Annotated in this window: 13 protein-coding genes; 8 read left to right on the top strand and 5 right to left on the bottom strand. The window is 61.8% G+C overall.

The genetic code is table 11. From position 1 onward, the window contains the following. Nucleotides 1-19 precede the first annotated feature (19 nt). Entirely contained in the window at nucleotides 20-910 is an 891-nt protein-coding gene (locus PLL20_14850) for a hypothetical protein (GenBank protein HPD31268.1), read from the bottom strand. Between the two features lie 725 nt (nucleotides 911-1,635). On the opposite strand from PLL20_14850, the gene PLL20_14845 reads away from it, so the two are divergent. The 4 genes from PLL20_14845 to PLL20_14830 all read left to right on the top strand — a co-directional run bounded on the left by PLL20_14845 (nucleotide 1,636) and on the right by PLL20_14830 (nucleotide 7,944). Further along, complete coding sequence (locus tag PLL20_14845; protein ID HPD31267.1) at nucleotides 1,636-3,066, top strand: hypothetical protein; 1,431 nt, start codon at nucleotides 1,636-1,638, stop codon at nucleotides 3,064-3,066. A 243-nt stretch (nucleotides 3,067-3,309) separates the two neighbouring features. Beyond that, a complete protein-coding gene (gene purH, locus PLL20_14840; GenBank protein HPD31266.1) occupies nucleotides 3,310-4,965 on the top strand; it encodes a bifunctional phosphoribosylaminoimidazolecarboxamide formyltransferase/IMP cyclohydrolase in 1,656 nt (551 codons plus the stop codon). Between the two features lie 128 nt (nucleotides 4,966-5,093). Further along, entirely contained in the window at nucleotides 5,094-6,572 is a 1,479-nt protein-coding gene (locus PLL20_14835) for a rhamnulokinase family protein (GenBank protein ID HPD31265.1), read from the top strand. 277 nt (nucleotides 6,573-6,849) lie between these two features. Continuing rightward, complete coding sequence (locus tag PLL20_14830) at nucleotides 6,850-7,944, top strand: sugar kinase (GenBank protein HPD31264.1); 1,095 nt, start codon at nucleotides 6,850-6,852, stop codon at nucleotides 7,942-7,944. Between the two features lie 95 nt (nucleotides 7,945-8,039). Here the strand turns inward: PLL20_14830 and PLL20_14825 are convergent, their stop codons facing one another. After that, on the bottom strand, nucleotides 8,040-9,068 hold the full coding sequence (locus PLL20_14825) for an NAD-binding protein (protein ID HPD31263.1): 1,029 nt from the start codon (nucleotides 9,066-9,068) through the stop codon (nucleotides 8,040-8,042). Between the two features lie 79 nt (nucleotides 9,069-9,147). Here PLL20_14825 and PLL20_14820 point away from each other — a divergent pair, with 79 nt between their 5' ends. The 3 genes from PLL20_14820 (at nucleotide 9,148) to PLL20_14810 (ending at nucleotide 13,586) form a co-directional block, all read left to right on the top strand. Beyond that, entirely contained in the window at nucleotides 9,148-10,176 is a 1,029-nt protein-coding gene (locus PLL20_14820) for a hypothetical protein (protein ID HPD31262.1), read from the top strand. Nucleotides 10,177-10,251: 75 nt separating this feature from the next. Then, complete coding sequence (locus tag PLL20_14815; protein ID HPD31261.1) at nucleotides 10,252-10,590, top strand: STAS domain-containing protein; 339 nt, start codon at nucleotides 10,252-10,254, stop codon at nucleotides 10,588-10,590. 164 nt (nucleotides 10,591-10,754) lie between these two features. Continuing rightward, nucleotides 10,755-13,586, top strand: coding sequence for a hypothetical protein (locus PLL20_14810; protein HPD31260.1), 2,832 nt, complete (start codon nucleotides 10,755-10,757; stop codon nucleotides 13,584-13,586). On the opposite strand, the gene PLL20_14805 is transcribed toward PLL20_14810, so the two are convergent. Both PLL20_14805 and PLL20_14800 read right to left on the bottom strand, forming a co-directional pair. After that, nucleotides 13,564-14,904 (bottom strand): MFS transporter, encoded by a 1,341-nt coding sequence (locus PLL20_14805; GenBank protein ID HPD31259.1) that lies wholly within the window; start codon nucleotides 14,902-14,904, stop codon nucleotides 13,564-13,566. The two genes, PLL20_14810 and PLL20_14805, sit on opposite strands and share 23 nt — an antisense overlap. A gap of 176 nt (nucleotides 14,905-15,080) precedes the next feature. Further along, nucleotides 15,081-16,361 carry an MFS transporter gene (locus PLL20_14800; GenBank protein ID HPD31258.1) on the bottom strand — a complete coding sequence of 427 codons (1,281 nt, stop codon included), beginning with the start codon at nucleotides 16,359-16,361 and terminating at the stop codon, nucleotides 15,081-15,083. A 45-nt stretch (nucleotides 16,362-16,406) separates the two neighbouring features. On the opposite strand from PLL20_14800, the gene PLL20_14795 reads away from it, so the two are divergent. Beyond that, nucleotides 16,407-16,889 carry a hypothetical protein gene (locus PLL20_14795; protein ID HPD31257.1) on the top strand — a complete coding sequence of 161 codons (483 nt, stop codon included), beginning with the start codon at nucleotides 16,407-16,409 and terminating at the stop codon, nucleotides 16,887-16,889. A gap of 298 nt (nucleotides 16,890-17,187) precedes the next feature. On the opposite strand, the gene PLL20_14790 is transcribed toward PLL20_14795, so the two are convergent. Next, nucleotides 17,188-18,824, bottom strand: a 1,637-nt coding sequence (locus tag PLL20_14790; GenBank protein ID HPD31256.1) for a hypothetical protein, incomplete at its 5' end; no start/stop codon positions are given.

Below are 18,824 nucleotides of genomic sequence, written 5' to 3'. Positions count from 1 at the left end.
CCTGTGCCGAGCCGGTTGCTCAGCGGGCCATCAGGCTCCGTTCGTCAATCACCGTGTCGCCAGGACGAATCTGCTTGCTGCCCTGCACGGCGATCTTGCCTACTGATTGCGTCGGATCGACCTTGTCCGTAATGATCAAGTCGCAGATGTAGTCGCCGTCACGAACGACGGCCATAACCATCCCTTCGGCGACTCCCGCCGTGCTGCCAACGTCGATGCTGGCCAAGCCTTCGTTCAGTCGAACCTCCGTGACCGAACCGCGGATTTCACTGACCTTCGTCGGAATCCCTGCCTTGGCCGGTGGCTGAGCGGCTGACGTCAGCGCCTCACGAGCCTTGCCCAATTGGAGGCTTTGACGGAGCTCATCGTTCTCCTGCCTCACCGCCGTCAGTTCCTCGATCTTCTGACGCAACTGCTGGGCCAGCGTGACACTGTTCGCGCTCAGCTCCTCGACCCGATCCTGCAGACTGAGATTCCGGGCCCGGAGATCCTGTTCGCTCTTGGTCAGGCGGCTGTTCTCCTCAATGAGAGCCTGATTGTGGTTATTAATGACCTTCAGTTGGGCAGAAAGCGTCTGGGCCGAGCTCTCCCAACTGGCTCGGCTGGCGTCGCACGCTTCCTTCTCGTTAATAAGCTGCTCGATTCTCTGTTCCAGCCTTGAAATGTCGTTCGAGAGCGACTGCATCTGCAGCCGGTCATTTTCACGCTGGGCCTGGTAATGGCTGACCGCGCTGGCGGCCGAGGCCAACGCCGCCCGCTCCGTTGCTACCATCGTGGACATGTTCTCCTGGTATTGCGTTGCGAGCGCCTTCCAGTGGTAGCTCTGGGCGACAAAACCGATGGTCAGCGGTGTGAAGATGAAGGCAAATAAACACACCAGAACGACAAATATCTTGGTTACAGGGGTCAAAGGCCGGGCTCCTACCTTCGCGTTGATGGTTCCACCAGGCCTCTCACGCCCGAGGCCACCGGTAGAGAGGGATCGCGCCGCATCCCGCGTCGTTGCCGGCCGCCGGGCCGGAACGCTTGATCCCAGGCGAGCCGACGGCATCTGCCGCCAGCGTTTTGACCGGACTGTGTGTGCCGGCTCCGCCAGCCGGCCCGGTCGGAGTGATCCTTACCTCCTGATCCACTACAACCCATAGCATATCTGCGTGGAAAGAGTTTGCAAGGCCCATAGGCCCCCATCTCAGATAGCTCCATGACGGCCGGGGCGGGGCACCCTTCCTGCCTTGTCTCCTCGTGTGTTCGGTTCCCCAGGCCTCCACAGGCGGACACCCCTCCGTGACGCCCACCGCATAGCCCAGCCGAATGCGTTCCCGACCCACGCAGGTTGACCGTCCCATGCTCCTGGCCGGGCCGGGTGGGCCGAGGCTTCCCGCTCTGGGTGATACGGCGGCCGCTCCGCGTTCCGGGCTGGCAGGACCGCATCGGAAAGGCCTCAGGACACTGGCTCGGAGCCGGCACGCCGGCGTCCCCCCCAGGCCTTCTCCCCCTCGAACCGGCGCCAGCCCCCCCACGCCGCGACCAACTGAACCGTACGTCGGGCCGTTTTGCTCTTGACCGCTCTCTCGGCTCACGGTTGAATACCATCGGGGCCGACGAGGACCTTCCACGGATTCACAGGAGCCATACATGAGCGGTCAGAAGCTTTACCGGCCGGGGCCGGGCTATTGGTCTTGGGCAACGGTGGCGGTCTTGGCCTTGGCTGCACGACCGTCTTGGAGCTTGGCTGCCGCGGCCATCGAGGGCCGGCTGCCGGATTCATGGCTGGCCGCCGGGGTCCGGCAGGCTTGGCAGGCAGTCGTCCCAGTGAGGCACGTCGACAAGATCCAGGCTTGGCATCTGGTCGATGCCTATCTTGTCGCAATCGGTTCCGACGGCTCCGTTCGGGTCTTTGCCGCAGACAAGGGAACTCACCTCTGGACCCAACCGATGGCAGAGCCCCTGTCCAACCTTTTTCCTCCGACCGTTTATCAGGATGGCGACCTGCGCGCGATGGTCTTTACGATCCGTGATCGGGCGGTCTTCCTTGACCCGGCCACCGGCTCGCAATTTCGCCGGCCCCACCGCCTTGACAATGGCGACACCGAACTCCGGCCGGTCGGGCCGGTCCACCTGTGGGCCGGGCCGATCAGCCCTGTGGTGGCAAACGGCGACCACGTTTTCCAGGCCGCTCCGCGAAAGAGAATTCGCCGCTACAGCATCTCGCGTGACATCCAGAATTACCAGGTAGGCATCGACGCGGATATCGTCCTGCCCCCCTTGTGTATTCCTGAGAAAGACCTGTTGGTGCTGGCGGATTACAACGGGACGGTAGCGGCCACCGAAATCGACACCCGGAGAACCGTTTTTACTGCGGAACTGAATGCCCGCCCCCTCGGATGGGTGGCGGCCGACGAACAAGCCCTTTATGTCGTCACCAGCGGTCCCCGGTTGCACGTTCTGGATCTGGCCGACGGCCATGAACGATTGGAAGGCTACTCGCGCGGGTTCCTCCTTCCTGCAGTGCCCGTGGAAGGACCCATCGTCACGAGTGAAAGCGTCTACGTCGCCCTCGAGGGAGACAAGCTCCAGCGCGTCGGCAAGGAACTCAGATGGCCGAACTGGACGGCCACGGGTGTCCGGCGATTCCTGGCCGAGTGGCCCGGCCGGGTGGCTCTGCTGGCCGAAAACGGCAGCATACGCTTTGTTCGTCCCGAGACGGGCGAGACGTTGACCACCGTCGAGCCTCCAGTTCCCGGCCTCGACGGCCTGAGTAATCCGCTCAACGATGCGATCTTTCTGACGTCCGCGCGTGGGGAGGTTCGCTGCCTGAGGCCGGCGAACGCGGCCCCTCTCAAAGAGGCCGATTTCCGCCCCGTCACCACCCGGCCGGCAGGTCTGCCCGCCGATAAGACAGCGGTGGTCGCGGCTCCTGATGCCGCCCCGACCGGCGAGGGCAAGACCACCTCCGAAGAGGCCTCCACCGGCCAAGAGACCCCCGCAGCTTCGACAGAGAACACCGGCCCAAAGCTCTCGCCCATCGAGGCCCTGATTGCCGATCCGCTGAGGTCGAGAAGATAAGCGGTCGGCGGTCAGCACTCAGCTATCAGCTCCCGTGCTGCCAACGCCCTCGTCGGCGCGGCTTCTCGTGCTCATCCTTCCGCCTTCGTCCCTCACTCTGCCTTTGTGGTCCGACGAGGGCATCGGCCTTGTGAACCCTCAACCCTGCTTGCCACGGCGCAGCTCATCGAGCGAAGCCGGGAGCCCTTCCCCGTCCCCCTCAACGGTTTTCACCCTCGGCCTCGAACGCTATCATACGCCCCCATGAGTAACCTGAAGATCAAACGCGCCATTATCGCGGTTTATGACAAAACCGGGATCGCGGACTTTGCCCGGGCCCTGGTCGACGAGTTCGGCATCGAGATCATCAGCACCGGCGGCACCGCCAAACACCTCAAGGAGGCGGGCATCCCAGTGACCATGGTCGAAGAGGTCACCGGCTTCCCCGAAATGCTCGACGGCCGGGTCAAGACCCTCCACCCCATGATCCACGCCGCCATCTTGGCTGACCGCGACAACCCCGAGCATATGAAGACCCTCGAAAAGCACGGGATCAAGCCGATCGATATGGTGGTGGTCAATCTCTACCCCTTCGAAAAGACTGTTGCCGACCCCAACTGCACCTTCGAGCAGGCCATCGAAATGATCGACATCGGCGGCCCGTGCATGCTGCGAGCGGCAGCGAAGAATCACAAGCACGTACTGGTCTGCTGCTCCCCGGAAATGTACGACGCTTACCTGCTTCTCTTGAGGAAGTGGAGCGACCCGGCGCTACGCGGCGCGGCACTTGTGGAAGAGGCCTGCAGGGTCTTTCGAACCACTTGTCTTTACGATGAGGCGGTTTCAACCTGGTTGAGCGCCAGGATCAATCGCGAGTTTTCTCAGAGGACCCTACGTCTTCGCGCATGGGGAAAACTGCGGTATGGCGAGAATCCCCATCAACAGGCGGAAGTCCTCGGGAACGTGGTGGACAGCGAAGAGCCAGCCCTGATTCTGGCAAGCATGCCCAACGAATCGGCGGAGATGTCATTCAATAACTACGGCGATGGGGACGCAGCCTTATCGCTGGTGAAGGAGTTATCGCGAGCGAAGCTGAAGAAGCATTCGGTGGCTTTCATCAAGCATATGAACGCTTGCGGGTGTGCGATCGGCGACGATCCGGTTGACACGTATCGGCGGGCGTACCTGGGTGATCCGATCGCGGCTGCCGGCGGCGTGCTGTGCATGAACTTCCCGGTCACCTTGGACGTTGCCAATACGGTGATGAACTCATTCGGCAGTTGGGGCAAAGCAGCCGGGGCGGCGTTCTTCAAGCTGGATGTGTGGATCGCCCCGCACTTTGATGAGGACGCGGTCAAACTCATCACTACGCCGACGGAAAAGCGAAAATGGGGCAAAGAGTGCCGTCTTCTGGCTGTCGGGGCAATGGATACGCCGCCGGATCCGAACGAACTCGACTACAAGAAAATCACCGGCGGCATGCTCGTGCAGACCCGCGATCTCCTGGGCCTCAATGAGGACCAGTGGAAGGTCGTGACCAGGCGCAAGCCGACGCAATCCGAAATGGCGGACTTGCGATTCGCCTGGCTGGTCTGCAAGCACACCAAGAGCAACGCGATCACGATCTGCAAGGATGACATGCTCCTGGGCAACGGCGCCGGTCAGATGAGCCGGGTGAAAAGCTGCGACTTGGCGATTCAACTGGCCCGCGAGAACGGCCACGGCGACAAGCTCAAGGGGGCGGTGGCGGCCGGCGATGCGTTCTTCCCGGTGCCCGACGGCCCGCAGAAGCTCATCGACGCCGGCATCACCGCGATCATCCACCCCGGCGGCGGCAACCGCGACGCCGACACGATCGCGCTGGCGGACCGGGCGAATGTCGCGATGATTCTGACCGGCACGCGGCATTTCAAGCATTGATATGAAGCTGTCAGCGATCAGCGGTCAGCTGTCAGCTTGGACGGATGGCAGGATGAATGCTAACGGTTTGGAGGTCTGGCTGATAGCTGACCGCTGATAGCTTTCGCCAGATGAAGAAAGCGTGAGATATGAGCAATCCAGCGAATTTTGCGGCGATCGATCTGGGTGCCGAGAGCGGACGCGTGATTCTCGGCACGGTATCCGACAGCAAGCTTGAACTGTCCGATTTGCACCGCTTCCCGAACGGCCCCGTGCAAACCCTTGATGAGTTGCACTGGGACGTCTTGCGGTTGTGGTCGGAGATGAAGCAGGGCGTGGGCATGGCCTTTCAGCAGGCCTCCGGCTTGCGCGGCATCGGCATCGACACATGGGGTGTCGACTTCGGCCTCTTCGCCCGCGGCAACGCGCTGCTGGGAAACCCGTTCCACTACCGCGATGCCCGCACCAATGGCATTCTGGACAAGGCCTTCAGCATCGTGCCTCGCAAGGAAATCTTCGACCATACCGGTATCCAGTTCATGCAGTTCAATTCGATCTTCCAGCTCCTGGCGATGAAGCTGGCAAACTCGCCGCTGCTCGACGCGGCCGAGACCTTCCTCATGATGCCCGATTTGTTCAACTTCTGGTTCACCGGTCGCAAATGTTGCGAGTTTACCAATGCCACCACCACCCAGGCCTATGACCCGCGCGCCGGCGCCTGGGCCAAAGCGCTTATCGAGAAGCTGGGGATCCCGACGAGGATCTTCCCCGAGATCGTGCCCGCCGGTACCGTCTTGGGCCCCGTCTGCAAGGTTGTCCGCGACGAGATCGGCATCGACCAGGTACCGGTGATCGCCCCCGCCACCCATGACACCGGTTCGGCGGTCGCCGCCGTTCCTGCTGTCGGCGATGCCCCCTGGGTATTCCTGAGTTCGGGCACGTGGTCCCTGATGGGCATGGAGGTCACGACGCCGATCATCAATGACAAGTCTCTTGCCTACAACTTCACCAACGAAGGCGGCGTAGGCGGAACCTTCCGGTTCCTCAAGAACATCATGGGACTGTGGCTGGTGCAGGAGTCGAGACGTACATGGCAGAAAGCCGGGCACGACTACAGCTATGCTCAGTTGACCGACATGGCCGGTGCCGCCCGACCCTTCCTCGCCGTGGTTAATCCGGACGACGTCTCCTTCCTTCCCCCCGGAGACATGCCCGCTCGCATTGCCCAGTTCTGCCGCAAGACCGGTCAGGCCGCTCCTTCCACCCCCGGCGAGACAGTCCGCGTTTGCCTGGAAAGCCTGGCTCTAACCTATAGACAAACTCTGGAGCGAATCGAGGCCTGTACGGGCAGACGGGCCGAGGTCATTCACGTGGTCGGGGGAGGCACCCAGAACAAGCAGCTCTGCCAGTGGACCGCCGATGCGACAGGTCGCACCGTTGTGGCCGGCCCGATCGAAGCCACGGCCGCCGGGAATGTTGCCATCCAAGCCGTCGCCACCGGGGTGTTGCCCGATTTAGCGGCCGCCCGAAAGCTCATCCGCCAGTCCTTCAACTTGATAACGTATCAGCCCAAAGATACCACCCTTTGGGATGAGGTTTACCAAAGTTTCTTAAAAGTTAGGGGGTAAAGCCAGGAGCAATCGCAGGCAGAAAAAAACTGAGGTCGGACGCCCGGGTTTGCGCAATAATGTGGCCCCGGCGTGGCAAACCGGGGCCAGGGAAGGACTTGACGCTTCCGCAAGTCGCGGAGGGAGAGAGGAGAGCACGCGGAAGCGTAACCCCAGAAGGAGCATACCCCATCGGCGCCTCATGGTCAAGAGGACTAAGCGATTCTCTTAAACAATTTTTTCATGCCACCGGTAATGCGATTTACCGACGCTCCTATGCGGTGGTGGAGGATTCTCAATGGCAACGGAAAACCGTCTGACTGTATGCGGCTTCGGGGAAGTAATGGTGCGGTTGTCTCCAATTGGCCCTCAGGCCTTTGGAGATTCCAATACCATCCAGATCACCGCTGGGGGATCGGAGGCCAATGTATTGGCCAAGTTGGCCGGTTACTCACCCGGATTCAGGACGGAGCTGGTGACCGCCCTGAACGATGACTTGGCCGGCCGCACGCTGGTAGCCGATTTGAGACGATATGGGGTGGGCTTGGCCCATGTCCGTTGGACGAAGAACCTCCGTAACGGCGTCTATTACCTTGAACAGGGACTCGGCCCGATCGTTGCCAGGGTGGATTATGACCGCAAGGGTTCAGCGATCGCTGAGCTGGCCCCGGATGAATCATTATTCGACGTCGTGCAACAGAGCTCGGCCATGTTCATCAGCGGTATCACCCCCGCGCTGAGCGCCCATTGCGCGGCCAACACCGAACTGGCCCTCAAACGAGCAAAGCTGTCCGGCGTGCCGGTCTTTTTCGACGTGAACTACCGAAAGAAGCTCTGGTCGCCCGCCGACGCCGGCAAGCAGATCGACACCTACCTGCGCACCGGCTGGATCACCGCCCTCATCACGACGGAAACGGACGCCAAAACGGTCTTCGGGATCGACTTCGGCGTCGACGACGAATCGCCGATCGATGTGCTTATCGAACGCAGCCGCAAAGTGCTCGAGACCTTGAAGGAACGCTACGGCAACAGGTGCGAGCTGTATGTCCTGACCATTCGTAAGCGGGTGACCAATGAGACGGGCGTCTGGACCTCGGCGGCGCTCTTGCCCGATGGCGCCTACTGCGTGGGCGACGTGTTCGACTATGTGATTCTGGACCGTCCGGGCGCGGGAGATGCCTGCAGCTCTGGCCTGATTGCCGGCTACCTCGGCATCCAGAAAGACGGCTCATTCAACCGCAAGGCCGACCTCGCCTCTCGCGTGAAGCTCGGCCTCGATCTTGGCAACCGGGCGGCCATCGTCGCCCAGAAGACCATCGGCGACATGGGCCCGGTCTGGGACGTGGGCATGTATTTCAACCGCGTGAGCGCCGGCAAAGAGATCGCACGGTAAAACGGTCACACCTCTGATGCAAACGAACCGGCCGGCCCCCGTAGTTGGGCTCTGCTCAGGTACCCGCCCGCCTGTGGCAGCCTTCGGAACGTCCGTCAACTCTGATTCATCCGGTGGATGGCCCTGAGGTCCTCCGGCTCCGCCTGAACCGTGATCGCGTCGCCGGCCTCAAGCACCACATCAGCACTGGGGAACAGCATCGTTTGGCCGGATCGGGTGTGCGAGAGCACGAACGCGTGCAAATGCTTGCCCACGTCGCGGATCGCCCGCCCAACCAGTTCCGCTTCCTCATTCACCGTCAGGTTGGCCACCGCCAACAGGCGGTCACCCACGTAAAACGAATTAACGATCGTCGGATCGCTCGAACTGGTGGCAAAGAGCGGCGCTGCCAGCTCCGAGGTGCTGAAGGCCAGCGGCATGTCGAACGAGTCGCGGAGCCTCGCTGCCAGTTCCTGGTCGAACACGCGGATGATCACGCGAATGCTCGGATTCAGCTTGCGGGCGTCGATGGCCATCTCCAGATTGGCCAAGTCGTCATTGGTGGCCAGGATGATCGACTTGGCCTTGGCGACGTTGAGGTCATCGAAGACCCCTTCCTCACGACTGTGGCCCAGCCGTACCGGAATGCCGTTGTTGCGCGCAAAAGCGAGGTTGGGACAATGCGGGTTCTTCTCAAGAACGGCTACTGTCTCGCCCAACCGGATCAGCTGCTGCAGCGTCCGCAGACCAAGCTTGCCCAGCCCGCACAGAACGACGTGATTGTTGAGCGTCTTGCACATGGCTCGAATCCACTCCTCCCCCGCTTCATCGCGGCGCAGGATGTGATAGCTGAACCGCACGACGGCATCGAGAAAAACCAGGAAGCCCAGCGGCGGCAACACAAAATAGAACATGCGCAGCAGCCAGTGCTCCGGAAACTCGATCAGATGCTCCACCCAGACAAGACAATAGGTGATGTAGAACGCTTCCGCATAGCTCAGCCGTTTGTGGGTGTACAGAAAGTGAAAGCAGAAGGTACCGATGATCAACACCGTCACGAGCAGCCCCAAAAACGGCAGGAAGCTCAGGATCGGCTTCCTGAGGTAATGGATGTAAGCCCGGCAACGTCGATAAGGGCTGCCCATGAGCTGGTACTATGGCCGACTGAGTGTCCTCTGTAAATGCTCTTGAGCCCGACGGACTGTTTGGGTATGAACATGGGTCATGCCGGACGTCGCTGATTCATACCGGGACCAGACCGCCACGGTCGTTGGAATCGACGAGGCCGGGTACGGCCCTCTTCTCGGGCCGCTGGTGGTGTCGGCTACCGCGTTTGACGTCCCTTTGTCGGTGCTCAAGAAAGTCACCGAGCCCGCCGCCGGTCCCGACCTCTGGAGCCTCCTGGCCGACAGTGTCACCCGCAAGGCCTCTAAACGCGAGCCACGCTTGGCCGTGGCCGACAGCAAGAAGTTGCACGGCAAGGGTGGCGGAAAGCACGGCCTCTTGCTGCTCGAGCAGGCGGCCCTGGCCTTCCTTGCACAAGTGGGCCCAATGCCCGGAAGCCTCCGGGGACTCCTCCGAAGCTTCTGTCCCCAAGTCCTCGGGCAACTTGCAGGTTATCCATGGTACCAGGGGGCCGACGTGGAACTACCCGTCGACTGCGGACCGGATTCCGTCAGGCTTCAGGCCCATTCATTGCACCGTTCGCTCGCCAGGGCCGGAATCCGGTTTCGTGGAGCCTGGGTGGAGGTTCTGCCGGAGGGGCATTTCAACCGTCAGGTGGAGACGACCCGCAATAAAGCGGTCGTGCTCTTCGGCCGTACCACCCGTTTGATTCAGCGGGTGATCGAGTCTCTGGGGCCGCGCCCGCTCGGCGTTTGGATCGATCGACAGGGGGGAAGGGTCGGCTACCGACGGCCGCTGATGACTGCTTTCCAGGATGCCCGCCTGGAAGTGTTGGAAGAGTCACCCGACAGAAGCGGCTATCGTTTGAACCGTCGTCCCGCGCCCTTGGTCGTCCGTTTTGTCAAGCAGGGGGAAAAACATCACCTCGCGATCGCCCTGGCCAGCATCTTCAGCAAGTACGTTCGCGAGCTGTTCATGATCTGCTTCAACCGATACTGGTGCTCCCAGGTGGCAGGTTTGCGTCCGACTGCCGGATATTACGAGGACGGGCAACGTTTTCTTGCCGATATCAAGGACGCCGAAGCTTGCAGACAAGTAGACCGGGTCATGCTGGTCCGCGCCCTGTGAACGGCCGCGTTGACAGACTTGCAGGGCCACAGTAGAGTGGCGCCAACGATACCCAAGACCGTTGAGAGGTGGTATATGCCGATTGAAAACTGGTCCGACAACGTCTTGCTGGTTGAATTGGCTGACGATCCGCAGTTCACGGACGACTTGACCACCGTTCTCGATACGGTCGAGCAACGCACCGATCTCGACGTCGTGCTGAACTTCCAGGAAGTCACCTTCCTCAACTCCTCGAACATCGCCAGGCTGCTCAAACTGCGCAAAGCGGTGGTCATCAACAACAAGCGAAAGCTGCACCTGTGCGCGATCAGTATCCATGTCTGGGGCGTCTTTCTCGTCACCGGCCTCGATAAGATCTTCGATGTCTATGACGATGTCGCAACGGGTCTCGCCGGCCTGCAGTTGGCTCAGTAGTCCCGGTCGGGTTTCGCCGTTCGCCCTTCTTCACCGGTTGTCCCCCGCGGCTTGGGTCCGTCGCCGGGCCGGTCTTCTTCACGCGCCGGACGCAACTGATTAACCTATCAACCGCGTTTGCGGGAAACCGTTCCAGGGTTGGTTCATTGCGGGGAGATCATTCCATGTCCATCAGTCGTCGAACCGTCTCGATCGGGTTGCTTGCCCTGTTTGCTGTCGCTCCCCTCGCGCCGGCCGCGGACGCGCCGCCTGAGGGCGAGAAAGCCGCGGTTACGGTCGAAACCGACTTCGTCAAGTACACCCTCGGTGCCGATGCCCGGAGCCTCCACTTCATCGACAAGCAGCGCGGTACGGACTATTGCCGGCCTGTGCCGGTCGCCCAGGTCGAGATTGCCGGGAAGCGGCACCCGGCCGGCTCGGCGAAAGCCGATGGGGATCTGGTGGTGCTCGGCTTCGCCGGCACCGATGCGCGGGCGGTCCTCAAGCTTATCTCTCATTCCCGCTATTTCGTCGTCGAGGTGGTCTCGCTGGAAGGGCCCGGCGTCGAAGTGTTCACGTTCTTCGATCTGCCGCTCACCCTCCAGGCCCAGGCGGACGAACCGCTCGCGGCATGTACCTTGGCCCTGAATCTGAAAACCAACGTCCGCGAGATTCCGCGACCGGTCAGTCGTCTGGAAGCGCTGTCCTACCCGCGGTTCGGTTGTGCGGGTGCACAGGCGGCCGTCGTGGCGTGCCCGCCGGACCAACTCCGACAGATCTTGCAGCAGGTGGTGACCGATGCCCCCGACCTGCCCCATTCACCTCTGGGCGGACCGTGGGCCATGGATCACGACGTCAACAAGGGTTCATACCTCTTCGATTTCGGCGACCTCAACGAAAAGACGGTCGACGATTGGATCAGGCTCGCTAAACGCCTCGGAATGAACCAGATCGACTTCCACGGCGGGCGGTCCTTCCGCTTCGGTGACTGCCGGCCGAATCCGGAGATCTATCCGAACGGGTTGGCGAGCATGAAGGCGGTTGTGGATCGCCTGCACGAAGCAGGCATCAAGGCGGGTCTGCACACATATGCGTTCTTCATCGCCAAGGATGCTCCTTGGGTGACGCCCGTACCCGACCCTCGCCTCGGCAAAGACGCGACGTACACGCTTGCCTCGGATATCACGGCTGATTCGGCCACCGTGTCCGTGAACGAGAGTCTTGAAGGACGAAACCTCAAGACGGGTTTCTTCGAACGGAACAGCCTGACGTTGCAGATCGACGACGAGTTGATCGTCTACGCGGGCCTGTCCGAGGACAAGCCATATGCTTTCACCAAGTGCCAGCGAGGAGCCCACGGCACGAAGGTCGCGGCACACAAGGCCGGGGCCAAGGTGCACCATTTGAAACAGTGTTTCTTCCTCTTCACACCCGACGGCGACTCGACGCTGTTGGAGGAAGTCGCCCAGAAGACGGCCGACACTTACAACGCCTGTGGTTTCGACATGATGTACCTGGACGCTCTTGATGGCGAAGGCATCCTCGGCGGCAACGAATACGGCTGGCACTACGGCTCGAAGTTCGTCTTTGAGCTGTTCAAGCGGCTCAACAAGCCGCCGGTGATGGAGATGAGCACCTTCCATCACCACCTATGGTATGTTCGTTCGCGCATGGGGGCCTGGGATCACCCCAATCGCAGCCACAAGCGGTTCATCGACCTGCACTGCGAGGCCAACGCCGGCTTGGCCCGGATGTTCCTGCCGGGGCACCTGGGCTGGTGGGCGGTCAAGACATACAGCGATATCCAGAACGAACCCACCTTCTCAGACGACATCGAGTATCTCTGCGGCAAGTGCATCGGCAACGATTGCGGCTTCTCGATCATGGGCGTCAACCCCGGCAACATCAACACCGTCCCCGTTTTCGGACGCTTGGCCGAGATCATGCGAAACTATGAGGAGCTTCGGCACGCGAAGTACTTCGATGAGGCCACGCGAACGAAACTTGCCGAGGTGGGCAAGGAATTCACGCTGTTCAAGGCCGAAGACGGCCGATGGCGCCTGCGGCCGGTGCAGTACGCCAAGCACAAGGTCGAGAGCCGGGAGGATTGCGCGCGGATCTGGCGGGTCGAAAACCCCTATCGGCGACAGCCCGTGCGGTTGCGGATCGAGGCCCTGCCATCGATCTCGCCTTATGACACCCCGGGCGGCCTTGTGGTCGAGGATTTCTCCGATACGTCTGACTTCTCTGAGCGGGCGGTCAACACCGGCGTGACGGCCGATCTGCGGCCGAGCACCGGGCAGGTCAAGGTCGGTGCTGTCAGTGGAGCCTTCACTGCATCCAACTCGGGCAAGGTGGGCCGAACCGCAGCCTGGGCCAAGGTCGGCAAGAAGTTCGCCCCGCCGCTTAGCCTCGAAAAACACGAGGGCCTGGGCCTGTGGGTGCACGGCGATGGCAAAGGCGAGGTGCTGAACGTGCAACTGACCAGCCCGCCTCATGTCTCGCACGGGATTGGTGACCACTACATCAACGTGGATTTTACCGGATGGCGCTATTTCGAGTTGGTTGAGCCGGAAGGCGAGCGCTGGCGGCAGTACACCTGGCCCTATGGCTGGGCCTATTCGATCTTTCGCGAACACGTAGACTTCAGGCAGGTCGAGACCATCAGCCTCTGGTACAACAACCTCCCGGCCGAGGACACCGTCACCTGCTATCTCAGTCCCATCCGCGGGCTCTCGGTGTTCATGAACAAGCTCAAGGATCCGTCGATCACCATCGGGGGAAAGACACTTGTGTTCCCGGTCGAAATGGAGAGCGGCAGCTATATCGAGTTCAACTCGCCGGCCGACTGCAAGCACTATGGCAAGGATGGGGGCTTTATTGGCGATGTCAACCCGCAGGGAGACGTGCCAACCCTGGAGGCAGGGGCCAACGAGGTCCGCTTTCACTGTGACACCGGCGGCGAAGCCCAACCCCGCGCACGAGTCACGGTGATCAGCTACGGCGAGCCGCTGTGATGCGAGTCTCGGTCAACAGCACCATCAGCAGCACCGCGGCCAGACCCGCCAGCGCGGCCCCGATGCCGAATGCCCAGCCCGGCCCGATCACCGCCCAGAAGACGCCGAACAGCAGGCTGCCCGGCAGTGCCGCCAGGCCGACCGCGCCGTTGTAGACGCCGTAGGCCGTCCCGAGGTGCTGGCTGGGGACGAAATCGGCGACCAGGGCTTTCTCCGCGCCTTCGCTCATGCCGTAATAGAATCCGTAGGCCAGGAACAACGCCCAGAACTGCCATTCCGCCTGCGCCTGCGAAAGTCCCAGATACACCAGCGCATACGTCACCCAGCCCGCCACGATCATCGGCCGCCGACCCAGCCGGTCCGAGAGCATCCCTCCGGGGAAACTGAAGACGATCTTGGACAGATGCAGCACGATCCACAATCCGATGACCGCCGGCAGTCCAAGCCGGAATTTTTGCCAAGCGTAAAGCAGCAAAAACATGTCCGAGCTGTTGCCCAGCGTAAACAGCACCACAACGCCCACAAAGGGATAGAAACGCCGAGGCAGGCGTTTCCATGCTCCGGCAGCAGTCGCCATCCCCTTGCTTTCCTGCGCCCCCGAGACCGACCGGCGCGGCCGAGGAGCAATCTCACGAACCTTCAGGATGAGTGTCGCCACCGCCAGAAGCCCCGGAATCAGGGCGATGCCGAACAGCCATCGCAGAGCGGTCATCTCGTCCTGTGTGGGCTTGGCGTCGCTGCTTCTCCATATCCCGTAGCCCAGCATAGCCATCAGGATGCACACCGAAACCAGCGAACCGAGCACCGCCCCCGCATGATCGAGCGCCCGAGTGAAGCTGAACGCCAGCCCGCGAACGTCGGCCCCCACGGAGTCGCCGATCAACGCATCCCGCGGCGAGGTGCGGATGCCTTTGCCCACACGATCCAGAAATTTCAATCCCACCACCTGCCAGCCGCCCCAAGCCGCCCCCACCAGCCCCGCCAAGGCCATCAAAGGCCGCACCGCCGTCGAAATGCCATAGCCCGCTACAACCAGGGCCTTTCGCCTCCCCAGACGGTCGCTGATCCGGCCGGAGACCAGCTTCAGCAGACTGGCCGTCGTCTCTGCGACCCCTTCCACCAGCCCGACGTACACCGGGGCCATGCCCAGCGGCACCAGCCCGGCGATGAAGATCGGCAATAGCGGGTTCATCATCTCGCTGGACAGGTCGGTGAACAAACTCACCAGCCCCAGCACCAGGACGTTGCCCCGAAAAACACTTGCTCGCCGCTTTTGCTGGTCGACACCAAGCGTCACTCTTTGTTCTGCGTCGCTCATCGTCGAAGACTCCGGCACACAGGCATGAACCGCTCGGACACCGCCAGTGCGAACAGGCGCCGCGCGCCCAGCACCAGGGTAATCGTCATCGACCGCGGCACCCGCATGACAACTACCTCGAACGAGTCACGGTTTTCTACTGCAAAACTGCAAACCCGTTGATAGTCGGTTGGCCTTCATGCCCTGGGGCCGGCGTCGTGCCCCCTTTGCCAGCGATCCTCCGGCAGGAAATACGCCACCACGGCCGCAGGCAGGAACAGCAGACCGGCACAGAGAATTGCCGGCCGATGGTCGCCTACCTTCGAGAACAAACCGAAAAACACCGTGCCGCCGGCTGCCACGACCCGGCCGATGTTGTAGCAGAAACCGGCCCCCGTCGTGCGAAGCAACGTCGGAAACAATGGCGGCAGATACATGGTAAACAGGGCGAAGATGCCTTGCGATAGCCCGGCCAGGGGCAAGCATGCCAGCAGGCTCCGATGATCGCGAGGAACGCCGTACGCCAACGTCAGCGACCCGAAGTAAGCCACACATAACAGCAGAATGACCCGGCGGAAACCCAATCGCGTTGCCAGAAAACCGGCCAGGAAGTTGCCCGCGATAGCCGAGGCCATCACCAGGAACATCGCCTGGCTCACCAAGGCATTGCGCCGCGCCTCGCTCCAGCCTTGCAGGCTCTCCAGCCCGTGGAAATGTTGCAGATACCAGAACAAAAACGCCCAGTGAGCGGTCAGCGTGGTGGCACATACGAAGACCGTCAGTAACGTCGTGCGTCGGATCGAGCCACGAAAGAGATCTGCGATGCCGGGCTGGTCCCGTTCGTGCCGCTTGACCGCTTCCCAGTGAGAAGACTCCGGCACCGCCCGTCGAATCCAGAACACGATCAGTGCAGGCAGGATGCCCACCAGGAACACGGCGCGGTTCGGCGCTTCCATGCGGGCAATCACGTAGTAAGCCAGGCTGGCCAGCAGTACACCGCAGTTGCCGCTGGTCTGGAGTACGGCCGCGACCCACGGCCGCAACCGCTTCGGCCAGGTCTCCGACAGCAGCGAAGCCCCGACCGCCCATTCGCCTCCGATCCCCAGCGCCGCCAGAAACCGGAAAATCAGCAGGTGCCACCACGTCTGGGCGAAGAACGAGAGACCCGTGAAGGCAGCGTAGGTCAGGATGGTCAGCATGAGCGTACGAGTGCGGCCAAGGCGGTCGCCGATGCGCCCGAAGAACGCTCCCCCCAAGGCCCAGCCGACCAGAAAACTCGCCTGGATCCACGAACCATAGTAGCCCGCCGCCGGATCCTTGATCGAAACGCGCAGCAGCTCGGCCACAAACGGCAGGGCCACCAGCGTGTACAGGTGCATGTCCAGCCCGTCAAACATCCACCCCAGCCACGCGGCGATGCCGGCTTTCCACTGGGCGGTGGATAGGTCGCGCAAACCGCTGTGTGCGTTGTCGCTCATGCTCCAGGCTTCCGGGCCGTTCTCATCCCCCTGAGGCGGTTACAGATGGGCGGAAGGTATCATCGGGCGGATCGATTTGCCAGTTGTATGTACCTCATCCCGTCAGAGCCCCTGATTCCGCACCTGCGGACCGACCACAAGATCGAGCCGGAGGTCTTCAGGGCTCGGTTCCCCGAACACCCCCTGTGCTCGGAGCGTTTCGCCGGTTTCCTGGCGGCCCACAACGTCCGCAAGGTCAACGAGTGCCTGCACTACCGCCTGGAAGTGGCCGGCTGCCCGATGACCGCCCGCTACGGCGTCGAGCACCCCCTGATCCCCCAGCCCGATCCGACCTTCGTCTGGCCCTTGACGCGCCGCGAGCCACGAAGTGGCATCGGTCGCGCCGCGACCGGCGGGCCTTGCCCGCAGTGGCGTGTCAAGGGCTGGACCGACCCCGCCCGCGACGTGGCCGAGGCCGTCGAGCACAACGAGCGGGTCTTCCTCTACGGCCCCAGCGGCACGGGCAAACTCAGGCCAACGAGGAACTGACCACAGTCCTCACGACCAGGCGACTTCTGGCTCTCTGCGCCAGGTTGGAGCGTGGCAACAAGTTTGCCCGGGCCCTCGCCGTCTGCGTCTTGAACAAGGTTCCGGCCGAGGACCGGAAAGTGATCGAAGAAACCTTCCAACACCATATCGGCCCGCTGATGCAGGGCAAGGTATGAGCGGGAATTATGCGGAGGGAGCACTCTGGGCAATTGCTCCCTCCGCACTTCATGCCTTTGGTACGATCACACCGAACAAGCAGCGGCCCAGTTCTTCACAGGACTGCCGTCCTGTGCCGTTACTACTGCCCCACAATGATTTCGAGTTCAGGTCCGCCAACCATCGGGACACTCGCCATATCCTCATTGATGAACGATCCGTCATTCAGCGTCAGGTGGTAGGTACCGGGTGTTCCGCTGATTGTCAGCGAGAGTGTCGCCACAGCGGTTTGGCCAACCGGCAGCAGTTGTCGGGTCGCTCCACCGATGCTGGCCGTGGTTGTGAACAGGTCCCCGGCTGGGGTGGCGATCGCCCCATCAACCGTAGCCAAGCTGTTCGTCAGTGTCCACGCTGTCGGCGGGTCCGGCGCCAGCAAGGCTTCCACGTCGGTGCCGGAGTCGATGACGTCGCTGCCATCCGGCGTCATCCTGGCCCAGAGCCAGTCCATCACCGTCAGGTCGTAGTAACTGCTCTGGTTGTGGCCGTCCACTCTGTGGGAGAAGAGCACGTTATCCAGTTCGGTCCAGTCGGCCGAGTTGATCGAGACGACGTTGGCTGCATCGACAGCCAGCCTGCCCTCGAGGCCCCAGATGGGCGCATCCGTCGCGACTACCAGGTCAACCGCAACCGTCCCACCGCCAGCCGGCAGTGTCACCGATGTTGCTCCCGTTCCGTGGACCACCCACCGAGCCGAGACGTTTGCCGTCGGGCTGAGAAGACCCGCGGCCAGCTGCTGTTGTAGAAGTGCCAGCAAGGTCAATTCCTGTGTCTGATCACCCCTTTCGGCCATGCTCATCGACTGGCTTATCCCCATCGTCATGCTGCCACCCGAGCAAACAACCGTGTTGTCGAGAAGTGCATGTACAATGGTCCAGTCAGCACCAGTGGTCTCGGTGCCGGTGATCGTGCCGTCAGTGTCGATATCCAGACGCATGTTGGATTCACCGGCGGTCTGGCCGTTGGCGGCCTCGATCGCCCCTTCATCGTCGGTCTCTTCCACGGTAACGTCGCCGTCCACGTCCGCCGCCAGCATGCGAATCGAGCAATCGGCGTCGCACTCAAGCTCCGTCCAGTTCAGGCTGATCAGGGCGTCGGACAGGTCGATCGTGTAGCACACCTGATCGTTAAGACGATTGTCCGGGTCAGTCGCATCGAAGAAGAGCCGGAAGGTCTGATCATTGTTGACGAAATCATACGACATAGGCCAGGGCTGGCTGGCATCGCTGCCGGTGACGTAGACAAAGGATAGGTCCGTCCACGGGTAGGCCGGCTGGGCCAAGTCCACTTCGATGATCTGGACGTCGCCCTGACGCGGTTCGATCACCGCACTATCAGGCGCCGCGTCCGGGTCCAGGGTAATCCCGAGTGGTCCAACCGTGCCATGAGTACGAACGCTCCGCCAGGCGGTGATGGTGAAGTAGTTCTCAGGTGTTTCGCACGGATCCAGCGGAGATGATGACGCTGGAGGCGGTTTTGGATTGTAACTGATGCCCGCCCCAGTCGCGTTGGCTTCAAAGGCATCCCAATCCTCGATGCTGACCATCCGGTCATCGTTGCTGTCAAGTTCGACGCACAAGTAGTCATCCCACAGCGACTGTTGCGGCTCCTGTCGGCCGAGGCAGTACTGCCAGCGCGCGAAATCAACCTGATCGATATCACAGTCATGGTCCCAGTCGTACCGTGGCTGGCGGAATCCTTCAGATCGATCGTTCTGCTCGT

The sequence above is a fragment of the Phycisphaerae bacterium genome, from assembly GCA_035384605.1.
GTDB lineage: Bacteria > Planctomycetota > Phycisphaerae > UBA1845 > PWPN01 > JAUCQB01.
This window is presented reverse-complemented; position numbering and strand designations above follow the sequence as displayed.